At 64.2% G+C, this 11,151-nt stretch carries 9 protein-coding genes, 1 tRNA gene and 1 pseudogene; 9 read left to right on the top strand and 2 right to left on the bottom strand.

Annotation, left to right across the window (positions count from 1 at the left end; genetic code table 11):
- Positions 1 to 386 (top strand): annotated as a pseudogene (locus tag N551_RS0117650) (methyl-accepting chemotaxis protein); the annotation flags it as partial.
- 155 nt (positions 387 to 541) lie between these two features.
- Here the strand turns inward: N551_RS0117650 and N551_RS37080 are convergent.
- Positions 542 to 880, bottom strand: coding sequence for a DUF3175 domain-containing protein (locus N551_RS37080; RefSeq protein WP_027568042.1), 339 nt, complete (start codon positions 878 to 880; stop codon positions 542 to 544).
- Positions 881 to 1,062: 182 nt separating this feature from the next.
- Here N551_RS37080 and N551_RS0117640 point away from each other — a divergent pair, with 182 nt between their 5' ends.
- The 3 genes from N551_RS0117640 (at position 1,063) to N551_RS0117630 (ending at position 5,078) form a co-directional block, all read left to right on the top strand.
- Positions 1,063 to 2,550, top strand: coding sequence for an MFS transporter (locus tag N551_RS0117640; RefSeq protein WP_027568041.1), 1,488 nt, complete (start codon positions 1,063 to 1,065; stop codon positions 2,548 to 2,550).
- Positions 2,551 to 2,553: 3 nt separating this feature from the next.
- Positions 2,554 to 3,375, top strand: a complete 822-nt coding sequence (otsB, locus tag N551_RS0117635; protein ID WP_027568040.1) for a trehalose-phosphatase — start codon at positions 2,554 to 2,556, stop codon at positions 3,373 to 3,375.
- 239 nt (positions 3,376 to 3,614) lie between these two features.
- Entirely contained in the window at positions 3,615 to 5,078 is a 1,464-nt protein-coding gene (locus N551_RS0117630; protein ID WP_027568039.1) for a trehalose-6-phosphate synthase, read from the top strand.
- A gap of 47 nt (positions 5,079 to 5,125) precedes the next feature.
- Here the strand turns inward: N551_RS0117630 and N551_RS0117625 are convergent, their stop codons facing one another.
- Positions 5,126 to 5,467, bottom strand: a complete 342-nt coding sequence (locus N551_RS0117625) for a hypothetical protein (RefSeq protein WP_027568038.1) — start codon at positions 5,465 to 5,467, stop codon at positions 5,126 to 5,128.
- 196 nt (positions 5,468 to 5,663) lie between these two features.
- On the opposite strand from N551_RS0117625, the gene N551_RS0117620 reads away from it, so the two are divergent.
- From N551_RS0117620 to N551_RS0117600, 5 genes are all read left to right on the top strand, one after another.
- Positions 5,664 to 5,753, top strand: a tRNA-Ser gene (locus N551_RS0117620).
- A 346-nt stretch (positions 5,754 to 6,099) separates the two neighbouring features.
- Positions 6,100 to 7,674, top strand: a complete 1,575-nt coding sequence (locus N551_RS0117615; protein WP_027568037.1) for an amidase family protein — start codon at positions 6,100 to 6,102, stop codon at positions 7,672 to 7,674.
- A gap of 253 nt (positions 7,675 to 7,927) precedes the next feature.
- Complete coding sequence (locus tag N551_RS0117610) at positions 7,928 to 9,229, top strand: O-acetylhomoserine aminocarboxypropyltransferase/cysteine synthase family protein (protein WP_027568036.1); 1,302 nt, start codon at positions 7,928 to 7,930, stop codon at positions 9,227 to 9,229.
- Positions 9,230 to 9,241: 12 nt separating this feature from the next.
- Positions 9,242 to 10,243 carry a homoserine O-succinyltransferase gene (locus N551_RS0117605; RefSeq protein WP_027568035.1) on the top strand — a complete coding sequence of 334 codons (1,002 nt, stop codon included), beginning with the start codon at positions 9,242 to 9,244 and terminating at the stop codon, positions 10,241 to 10,243.
- Positions 10,244 to 10,346: 103 nt separating this feature from the next.
- The gene (locus tag N551_RS0117600; RefSeq protein WP_027568034.1) at positions 10,347 to 11,090 is read left to right on the top strand and encodes a polysaccharide deacetylase family protein; all 744 of its coding nucleotides are present in this window, start codon (positions 10,347 to 10,349) and stop codon (positions 11,088 to 11,090) included.
- Positions 11,091 to 11,151: the final 61 nt, after the last annotated feature.

Here is an 11,151-nt window from a genome sequence, read left to right as displayed (position 1 = left end):
AAGTGAAGTCGCTCGCGAGCCAGACCGCGAAGGCCACCGACGAGATCTCCTCGCACATCACGGGCATGCAAGGCGCGACCGCCGAATCGGTTGCGGCGATCAAGGAGATCGGCGCGACCATCGGCCAGATCTCGTCGATCTCGACGTCGATTGCGAGCGCAGTGGAGCAGCAAGGCGCAGCGACGCAGGAAATCGCGCGCAGCGTCCAGACCGTCGCACAGGGTACTCAGACCGCCGCCACCGACATCGGCCAGGTCAACCGCGGCGCCGCCGAAACCGGCTCGGCCTCGGAAGAGGTGCTGCACTCGGCCAAGACGCTGTCGTCCGAAAGCACCCGCCTGCGTGCCGAGCTCGACCGCTTCATGGGCAATATTCGGGCGGCGTAGGGGCATTCCCGCCAATGTCGTCCTGGCGACAGCCAGGACCCATTAGCCCAAGCAGCAGTTATCGGGCGAACTGCTAACTCCGAGTCATCGCCAAATTGCTCCCTGGGGTAATAGGTCCTGGATCGGCACTGCGCTTGTCCAGGACGACCTGGCACTCACTCCCTCCCGAATGCCCGCTTCAGTTCCACCTTTGCCCGCTCCAGCCGCGTGCGCTGCGTCTGCGGCAGCGTCTTGCCGGCGCGGTTGATGTAGAACGTCAGCATCGACAGCGCCGAGCGGTAAGCGCCGGTCTTGCGGCGCGCGCTGTGCTCGGCCGAGCGCTTCAACGAAGTCGCGATCTTCTTCGCGCTGGTCAGCTTGAACACGCCTTGTTTGAGGTCGAGCGCGTCGCTCTCCTTGGTTACGCGCTGCGACCAGCGCTTCGGTGCGGCGCGTTTGGTGCTCTTGCGCGCCGCTGTTTTGCGAGAATGTGTCGTCTTTCTGACATGAGCCATGCGTCAACTCCTTGCGGCTCCAGCGAAAACCAGCGGCGCGAACGGTCGTTCCTGCGGGAACCTGCCCTCGCCGCAGGCGTTGTCGCGGGTGGCAGGCGGAATGCCGCACCCCCTCGATCGGATCGCCCCCGTCCACGCCACGTGAACCGGGGCCATGTCCATTGGTCAGATGCAACAACGCGATGGAATTGCAGCGAAGCCCAGCGCCGAACGATGGACCTGTGGTCTCCACCGCGACCGCGGCCGATCGCATCATCGAAACCAGCATTCCCGCGCGACTTGATGCGCTGCCGTGGAGCGGCTTTCACACCCGCGTCGTGCTCGCGCTCGGCATCACCTGGATTCTGGATGGCCTCGAGGTGACGCTGGCCGGCGCGCTCTCCGGCGCGCTGAAGCAGAGTCCCACCCTGCATTTTTCCAATCTCGATCTCGGCGTTGCCAATTCCGCCTATCTCGCGGGCGCGGTGCTCGGCGCGCTCGGTTTTGGCTGGTTGACCGACCGCATCGGCCGCAAGAAGCTGTTCTTCATCACGCTCGCGCTCTATCTCTCGGCGACGGCCGCGACCGCTCTGTCATGGAATGTCGCGAGCTACGCGCTGTTTCGCTTCCTCACCGGCGCCGGCATCGGCGGCGAATATACCGCGATCAATTCGACCATCCAGGAACTGGTGCCGGCGCGCTATCGCGGCTGGACCGATCTCGTCATCAACGGCAGCTTCTGGATCGGTGCGGCCATGGGCGCTGTCGCGGCCATCGTGCTGCTCGATCCCGCGGTGATCGGCCCCGATCTCGGCTGGCGCCTCGCTTATCTCATCGGCGCGGCCATCGGCCTCGTCGTGCTCTTGATGCGGATGTGGATTCCGGAGAGTCCGCGCTGGCTGATGATCCACGGCCGTCCCGACCAGGCCCACGCCATCGTCGACGAGATCGAGCGCTCGGTGCTGGGACACGACCAGGATACGAGCGACGGGCGCTTCGCCAAGATCCGCCTGAAAATGCGGAGTCACACGCCGATCCGCGAGGTCGTGCACACGCTGTTCTCGGTCTATCGCCAGCGGGCGATGGTCGGCCTCGTGCTGATGATCGCGCAGGCCTTCTTCTACAATGCCATCTTCTTCACCTTTGCGCTGGTGTTGACCGATTTTTACGGCATCAGCGCCGATCATGTCGGCTGGTATCTGCTCCCGTTCGCCGCCGGCAATTTCCTCGGTCCGCTGCTGCTCGGTCGCCTGTTCGATACGCTCGGCCGCCGGACCATGATCATGTTCACCTATGGGGTGTCGGGCCTGTTGCTCGCGCTGTCGGGTTATCTGTTCTCGATCGGCGCCTTGAGCGCGCAGGGGCAGACCATCGCCTGGATGGTGATCTTCTTCTTTGCCTCGCCGGCCGCGAGCGCCGCCTACCTCACCGTCAGCGAGACTTTCCCCTTGGAGGTCCGCGCGCTGGCGATCGCCGTCTTCTATGCGGTCGGCACCGGCATCGGCGGCGTGATCGGCCCCGCGTTGTTCGGTGCGCTGATCGACACGGGGTCACGCACGAGCGTATTCGCAGGCTATTTGCTGGGGGCATTCCTGATGATCGCGGCCGCGATCGTGGCGTGGCGCTATGCCGTCTCGGCGGAACGCAAATCGCTCGAGGAAATCGCGCGGCCGCTGGCTTCCATGGAGTAGACTATGAAATCGGAACTGGCTGAATTGGATCAAAAGCGCACCATGGTCGACGATGAAGCGCCCGATGCGGTGCCGGTGCCTCACGCACTTGTGCCGCATCTCAATGAAACAGCGATCCTGCTCGACATCGACGGGACGCTGCTCGACCTGATGCCGACGCCGCGCGAGGTGTGGGTGCCGCCCGGCCTGTCGGAAACGCTGAACCGGCTGACGGAGCGCACCTCGGGCGCGCTGGCGATGGTCAGCGGCCGTTCGCTCAACGACATCGACCTGATCTTCGCGCCGGATGTCTTTCGCGCCGTCGCCGGCCATGGCGCGGAGATGCGGCTTTCGGTGGACAACGAAGCCGATGCCGTCAGTGCGCCGCCGCTGGACAAGGAGCTGAAGCGGCGGCTCGCGGCGGTCGCCAAGCTCAGTCCAGGCATTCTGCTCGAAGACAAGGGCTATTCGCTGGCGCTGCATTACCGCCTTGCGCCGCATGCGGAGAAGGCGATCTATGAATCCGTTTCGCTGATCCGCGCCGACCTGCCCAATGCGCCGATCGAGGTGCTGCCCGGCAAGTTCGTTTGCGAGATCAAGCATTCCGGTTTCACCAAGGCGACCGGCGTGCGCGAGTTGATGAAGCACGAGCCTTTCAAGGGGCGCCGTCCGATCTTCATCGGCGACGACGTCACCGACGAGACCGTGTTCGCGATCATGCCCGACATGAACGGGCTCGCCTTCTCGGTCGGCCGCCGCGCCATGGGTGTCAACGGGCACTTCGACGCGCCGAACGACGTGCGCGCGTTCCTCGCGCGGCTGCTCGACGACTCAAGGTTGGAATAAGGCACGGACATCTCGGAGCCACATATCGCGCGCTTAATTCCTCCAGCGCGCCCGCTTCATGCTGCGCGTGCCACGGTTCCAAAGCCGACTTTGTGTAGCGAAAACGTCGGGTTGCCTTGAGGTAAACCGGTTCCAACGCGCGCGCCCGATTTTGGTTTCAATTGGTGCAAAGGATGATCAGGAACCATATTGATGAACGGCAGTTAAATGGGGTGGAATGAAACAGGAGGGGACGACCTGTGAACTTAGTCGTCGTTTCGAATCGCGTCGCGCGCGGCAAGCCCAACGAGCCCATGACGGGCGGTCTCGCGGCGGCGTTATTGCCTGTCGTGGAACATTCGGGCGCGATCTGGGTGGGTTCCTCGGGCCGTGTGCGTGACGGTCATCAAAAGGAGCCGTTCGCCGAGATCGAAGCACTGGGTTCTGGTGCGATCGCGACGCTGGATCTGCCGGCGGCGCACTATGGCGGCTATTACGAAGGCTTTGCCAATTCGGCGCTGTGGCCGGCGCTGCACTCGCGCAGCGATCTGATCCGCGTCTCGCGCGACGACTATGTCAGCTATCGCGAGGTCAACGCCTTCATGGCGCGCGCCTTGATGCGTTTCCGGAAAGCACAAACCGCGTTCTGGGTGCAGGATTACCATTTCCTCGCGCTCGGCGCGGAGCTGCGCGACCTCGGTGTTGACGACCCGATCGGCTTCTTCCTCCATACGCCGTGGCCGGTCGCGGCGGTGATGCAAGGCGTACCCAATCATCGCGAGCTGATCACGGCGATGTTGGCCTACGATCTGATCGGCTTCCAGACCCATGACGATTGCCAGAATTTTCTCGGCTATGTCGCGGGCGAACTCGGCCTCGCCGTCGAAGACGGCGTTGCGATCTCGCAGCATGGCCGAACGCGCTGCGAGGTCTTCCCGATCGGCATCGATGCCGAGAAGTTCGCGCAATACGCAGCGAAATCGGCATCGCATCCGGATGTGTCGCGGCTGCGCCGCAGCCTCAACGGCGAGCGGCTCGCAATCGGCGTCGACCGGCTCGACTATTCCAAGGGCCTCGTCAACCGCATCAGCGCGTTCGATCGGCTCTGGACCGAACATCCGCAGTTTGCGCGCAGCATCTCGCTGCTGCAGATCGCAAATCCCTCGCGCGGTGCCATCGAAGCCTATGGCAATTTGCAGAACGAGGTCGCGCGGCTCGTGTCCGACGTCAACGGCCGCCACGGCGAGGCCGACTGGACACCGATCCGCTATCTCAACAAGGGCTTTAGCCAGGCCGTGCTCGCGGGTCTCTATCGCACCGCGCAGATCGGCGTGGTGACGCCGCTACACGACGGCATGAACCTTGTCGCCAAGGAATACGTCGCCGCGCAAAACCCGGCCGATCCCGGCGTGCTGGTGCTGTCGAAATTTGCCGGCGCGGCCAACGAACTCGACGCCGCGCTGCTGGTCAATCCGCACGACATCGACGGGATGGCGCGCGCGGTCGCGGTCGCGGCCGCGATGCCGCTCACCGAGCGCAAGATGCGCTGGGATGCGATGATGAAGAAGCTGCGCGGCCACACGATCCAGCAATGGTCGGCGGATTTTGTCGCCGAGCTGGAGAAGTGCCGGACGGAGAAGGCCGCGGTCGCGCCGCTCGCCAACCAGCCGCCGCAAGCGCTGCGCTGGCTCAAGTCGGCGATATCAGGCGTGCGGTTGATCTAGTCTCCTCCCCGTTCCTTACGGGGAGGGTAGGGCCGAAGACGAGAGCCTCAATAGCAATACGACACGCCTTCCAGAATCGCGCACTGCCGCTTGTTCGGCGCGTTCGGATCGTCCAGCGGCACCATGCCCTTGCCCTGACCGACGAACACGCCGGGCCCGACATGCACCGAGCTCTTGTTGCCGATGATGACGCTTTGATGCGGCGTCGCGCTCGAGCGCGTGCCGTCCGGCCAGAGGATGGCATCGCCCGAAAGCATCCCGCGCCGTCCGTCGTCACAGCTGACATCGCCCCCTTGTCGGGTGCAGACCTGTGCGGCGGCCGGTCCGGAAAAGGCGGCGCCAACGGCCGAAACCAGGCTCAGCGCGGCGATGGTGTTGCGGATGGTCATGGTGCCCCCGGACGTGTTTGACGGTCTTGAGTGAATCGTCGCGCCAAACCCGCCGCCGGTTCAGTCGGCGGACGGTTCCGAACGGTGTGATGGCGCCTGATATTATCTATGAAATACAACATCTTAGGGAAAAATCACCCGATTTCCTCGCCATCCCTTGCAAAATCATCGGCGCCCCTTCAAGAGAGTGCGCTCCGGAGAGATGGCCGAGTGGCTTAAGGCGCACGCTTGGAAAGCGTGTGTGCGGGAAACCGTACCGTGGGTTCGAATCCCACTCTCTCCGCCATCAGCCCCGCTCCGGCCATCTATACCTCCCGTCCCTCGCGCCCGTCCGCGACACCCTTCCAACGGTGGTCGCTGCCGTCACGGCGATGTGGCTGCAGGCAGATGCTCTAGTTTGTCGCTGTCCAAATAGCCGCGTCAAAAGCTAGTCGCGATGCAGAAATCTCGGCGCTAGTTCGCTACGTCATTCAATCAACATGTGGGTCATGGGAAGACCCAAAGGTGCATGAGCGTCTCTCCCGCGCCGTCGGCCGCGACAACGCGTCGCGACAGCGCGGCATGCAGAAACGCGCCTGTACACGGTCATGGAACCTCCATAACTTCCGCGGCGCAATTTGAGGGGATGCGACGTGGCGAAGAAGACGGTGACCAGGAAGAAAACTGATGCGAAGAAAGCAGCGCAGACCTCCGGCAAGAAAAACGCCGTTCGCAAGGGCAAGGTCGCGAAGGCTGCAACCAAGCCGGTCAAGAAGGCCGCCGCGCGAAAATCGTCCGCACCGCGCCGCCCCAAGGGCCCGGCCTGGCAATGGTCGGCGGTCGAGACCGCAGCCGCAATCCGCTCCGGCGCCATCTCCGCAGTCGAGACCGTGGAGGCGCATCTCGACCGGATGCGTGCGGTCAACCCGAGGCTGAACGCCGTTGTCGTCGATCTCTCGGAAGAGGCGCTGGCTGCGGCCCATGCGGCCGACAAGCGGCGCGCGAAGGGCGGCGAGCTCGGCCTTCTGCATGGCGTACCGATCACGATCAAAGAGAATGTCGACTACGAAGGCCGTCCGAATTTCAATGGCGTTCCCGCCAACAAGGACCTCATCGCGCCGTCGGACTCGCCCGTGGTGCGCAACCTGAAGAAGGCCGGCGCGATCGTCCTCGGCCTCACCAACACGCCGGAATTCTCCTTCCGCGGCTTCACCGACAACCCCTTGCACGGGCTGACGCTCAATCCCTGGGATCCGGATATCACCTGCGGTGGCTCCTCGGGCGGTGCGGGGTCGGCCGTCGCCGCCGGCATCGGCACCATCGCGCACGGCAACGACATCGGCGGCTCGCTGCGCTGGCCGGCGCATTGCAATGGCGTTGCGACTATCAAGCCGACGCAGGGGCGTATTCCCGCTTTCAACGCGAGCTCAACGGCCGAGCGGCCGATGCTGGCGCATCTGATGTCGGCGCAGGGGCCGCTCGCCCGCCACGTCGCCGACGTCAGGCTCGCGCTGGAGGTGATGAGCCAGCGCGATCCGCGCGATCCCTGGTGGGTGCCGGCGCCGCTGGTGGGGCCGAAGCCGAAGGGGCCGATCAAGGTCGCGCTGGCCAGGATTCCCGAAGACATGGACGTCGATCCGCACGTCGCGGCGGCGCTGCGCCAGGCCGCCGATCATCTGGAGCGTTCCGGCTATCGGGTCAGCGAGGTCGATGTGCCCGACATCGACGGCGTCTGGCAGACCTGGTGCGACATCATCACCAACGAGACGATGGTGATGCAGGAGGCCGGCATGCTGAAGGTGACGTCCCAAGACTTCCACAAGGCTTGGGGCGGCATGAAAGCCAAGGCCAATTTGCTCGACCTCAAGGCCTGGATGCAGGCGACCGCCGCGCGCAATGGCCACATCCGCGCCTGGCAATTGTTCTTCGAAGAGTATCCCGTGGTGCTGGCGCCGACCACGGTGAAGCCGATTCCGGGCCCGCGCGAGGACACTGTCAGCGCTGAGCGCGTGCGCGAGATCTTCTGGGGCGAGATCCGCTTCATCTCCGCGATCAACGTGCTGGGCCTGCCCGGCGCCGTGGTGCCGGTGACGCTGCACGATGGCAAGCCGATCGGCGTGCAGCTCATTGCCGGGCGCTATCGCGAGGACCTCGCGCTCGATGCGGCGGCCGCGATCGAGAAGCGAGCCGGCGTGCTCGCCCATCGGCTATGGGAACAGATGGACTGATAGGGCAGCGAAGGTTTCACCTTCTCCCCTGCACAAGGGGAGAAGGAAGCCACTCAGCCGGCGGCGAAAAATTTCATTAATCGAATTTGACTCGAATTTTAGCCAATTCCCCAACAACCGTTAGGGTTACTTCCTCGATCTCTAGACGAATTATTGTCCGCTTTACCACCCGCCTCTAACAGAGGGACGGCGGACAACGCACATGCCTCATACAGGCCAATAAGTGCGGCCCGCTCCACGCGGAGGTGGCACGATGCGCAACGAGACGATCGCTATTCACGCCGGCTACGAGCCCGAAGCCACCACGCACGCGGTTGCCGTGCCGATCTATCAGACCGCGGCCTACGCCTTCGACAGCGCCGATCACGGCGCGGCGCTCTTCAATCTCGAGACCGAAGGCTATCGCTACAGCCGCATCGCCAATCCGACCAGCGCGGTGCTGGAGAAGCGTATCGCCGAGCTCGAGGGCGGCGTCGGCGCGCTTGCGGTCGCGACCGGACAGGCTGCGCTGCATTTCGCCTTCGTCAATGTCGCCGATCACGGCGGCAACATCGTTTCCGTGCCGCAGCTCTACGGCACCACGCATACGCTGCTCTCGCACATCCTGCCGCGGCAGGGCATCACCGGTCGCTTCGCCGAGAGCGACAAGCCCGAGGCGGTCGAAAAGCTGATCGACGAGAACACCCGCGCCGTGTTCGCCGAAACCATCGGCAATCCCGCCGGCAATGTCTGCGACATCGAAGCGCTGGCGAAGGTCGCCCACGCGCATGGCGTGCCGCTGATCGTCGACAATACCGTTGCAACCCCAATCCTGCTCAAGCCGTTCGATTACGGCGCCGACATCGCCGTGCACTCGCTGACCAAGTTTCTGGGCGGTCACGGCACCACGCTCGGCGGCGCCATCGTCGACTCCGGAAATTTCCCCTGGGCCAAGCACGCCGATCGCTTCCCGGGCTACAACAAGCCGGATGCCTCCTATCACGGCCTCGTCTACGCCGAGCGCTTCGGCAAGACGGCCTATATCGAGCGCGCGCGCAGCATCTATCAGCGCACCATGGGCTCGGTGCTGTCGCCGTTCAACGCCTTCCTGCTGCTCCAGGGCATCGAAACCGTCGCGCTGCGCATGGAGCGCCACTGCGAGAACGCCCGCAAGGTCGCCGAATACCTGCGCAAGGATCCGCGCGTGGCCTGGGTCAATTACACCGGTTTCCCGGATAGCCCCTATTACCCGCTGGTGCAGAAATATCTCGACGGCAACGCCTCGTCGCTGTTCACCTTCGGCATCAAGGGCGGGATGGAAGCCGGCAAGTCGTTCTACGATGCGCTGAAGCTGATCACGCGCCTCGTCAATATCGGCGATGCCAAGTCGCTGGCCTGCCATCCGGCCTCGACCACGCACCGGCAGATGTCGGCGGAGCAGCAGCGGGTCGCCGGCGTGCTGCCGGAAACGATCCGCTTGTCGATCGGTATCGAGCATTGCCAGGACATCATCGAGGACCTCGACCAGGCATTGGAAAAGGCCTGCCCGTCCGCGCGCCTCCAGGCCGCGGAGTAGGCGGCCGCACCGATGACGATCCTGATCGATAGGGATCAAGCCATATCGAGCCCGGCGCTGGTGCCGGGAGCGGGCGATCTGGCGCGCGAGCCCGGCGGCACCGAGCTCACCATCGGGTTGATCAACAACATGCCGGATCCGGCGCTGAAAGCGACCGAGCGGCAGTTCATGAAGCTGCTGCAAGCCGCGGCAGGTCCGCGCCGCATCCGCTTTCACTGCTTCTCGCTGCCCTCGGTCAATCGCTCGCCTGAAGCGAGATGGCATGTCGAGAGCGAATATTCGGACGTCACCGAGCTCAGGCGCCACAAGTTCGACGGCCTGATCGTGACCGGCGCCGAGCCGGTTGCGCCCGAGCTCGATCAGGAACCGTACTGGCGCGATCTCACCGAGCTGATCGACTGGGCCAAGGTCAACACGCGCTCGACGATCTGGTCGTGCCTCGCTGCGCATGCCGCGGTGTTGCATCTCGACCGCATCGAACGGCGGCCGCTCGCGGCCAAATGTCATGGTATTTTCGACTGCGAGGCCGCGACCAGCGATCTGCTGACGCGGGCCGCGCCTGCGCCGCTCAAGGTCTCGCATTCGCGTCTCAACGAGATCGCCGAGAGCGACCTCGCGCAGGCGGGCTACCAGGTGCTGACGCGTTCGGCAAAGGCCGGCGTCGACATTTTCGTCCGGCAATATGCCAGCCGCTTCTTGTTCTTCCAGGGCCATCCGGAATACGACGCGCTGTCGCTTCAGCGTGAATATCTGCGCGACATCGGTCGTTATCTTGCGCGTGAGCGCGACAATTATCCGCATTTGCCGGTGAGCTATTTTGACGCATCGACGGAAGAGAAGCTGGTCCGCTTCGAGAAACAGGCAAGGCATCAGCGCCACCCCGCGCTCAGCAACGAACTGCCAGCGCTGACTTTGCGTGCCGATATCGCCGCGGGCAGCGCCGCGGCGGCATTGTTCCGGAACTGGCTGCAATATCTCGGCGCGGGGACCGACGCGTCAGTGCTTGCGCGTTAGATCGGGACGACGGGGACGACGTTAGGACTAACGAAGTGTGAAGCTTGCCTCGAGCAGCGCACGAATGCTTCAGTGAGGGCGGGGCAGACAGGAAATGCGAGTCGTGTGGTCGGCACTCCAGGGACGCGTGAGCAATCGGCTGGCCCGGCATTTCCGCGCCGCGCCGCACCGGCTGCCCGCGCATGCGCCCATGGTGAGCTTCACCTTCGACGATGCCCCCGATAGCGCCGCAGGCGAGGGCGCCGGACTTCTGGAGCAGCATGGCGGCCGCGGTACCTACTATCTCGCGGGCAGCCTGGTCGATCGTCCCTCGGACCACTGGCACGGTCTGTCGAACGACGCGATCGTGCGGCTTCACCGGGCCGGACACGAGATTGCCTGCCATACTTTCTCGCACCTGAGTGCGGTCGGTCTCGACGAGGCCACCATGGCCCGAGAGATCGAGCGAAACCGCAGCCATTTTCGCGGCATCGATTCCTCGATCACGCTGGAAAATTTCGCTTACCCCTATGGCATCGCGTCGGTGTGGCGCAAGCCGCAGCTCGCCAAGACCTTCCGCTCGGCGCGCGGCATCCTTCCCGGCGTCAATCGCGACGTCATCGACCTCCAGTTCCTGCGCGCCTCGCCCCTGGTCGATCGCGAGATCAATACGACGGGTGTCGATCGCTATTTCGACGAGGCGGTCGAGAGCGGCGGATGGCTGATCTTCTACGGTCATGACGTCGCCGACGCGCCGAGCCCATATGGTTGCACGCCGGACCTGATGCGCCATGCGCTGCAAGCGGCCGGGAAGCGCGACATGCCGATCGTGACGGTCGCGGAAGCGCTGCGAAGGATCGGGGCGTAAGAAAGTTTTCTTCCCACAAAGGGTGGGGGAAGGCGGCGTCTCGCTCCGCAAACAGTCTTGC

The organism is Bradyrhizobium sp. URHA0013, from assembly GCF_000518345.1.
GTDB lineage: Bacteria > Pseudomonadota > Alphaproteobacteria > Rhizobiales > Xanthobacteraceae > Bradyrhizobium.
Note: the sequence above shows the minus strand (reverse complement) of the source record. Positions and strands in the feature narration are given on the sequence as shown.

What these genes read in the sequence shown, in the direction of transcription:
- N551_RS0117625 (WP_027568038.1), bottom strand. Translation starts at nt 5,467, where the DNA reads ATGACCATCCGCAACACCATCGCCGCGCTGAGCCTGGTTTCGGCCGTT.
- N551_RS0117605 (WP_027568035.1), top strand. Translation starts at nt 9,242, where the DNA reads ATGACGATCCTGATCGATAGGGATCAAGCCATATCGAGCCCGGCGCTG.
- N551_RS0117640 (WP_027568041.1), top strand. Translation starts at nt 1,063, where the DNA reads ATGGAATTGCAGCGAAGCCCAGCGCCGAACGATGGACCTGTGGTCTCC.
- otsB (WP_027568040.1), top strand. Translation starts at nt 2,554, where the DNA reads ATGAAATCGGAACTGGCTGAATTGGATCAAAAGCGCACCATGGTCGAC.
- N551_RS0117610 (WP_027568036.1), top strand. Translation starts at nt 7,928, where the DNA reads ATGCGCAACGAGACGATCGCTATTCACGCCGGCTACGAGCCCGAAGCC.
- N551_RS37080 (WP_027568042.1), bottom strand. Translation starts at nt 880, where the DNA reads ATGGCTCATGTCAGAAAGACGACACATTCTCGCAAAACAGCGGCGCGC.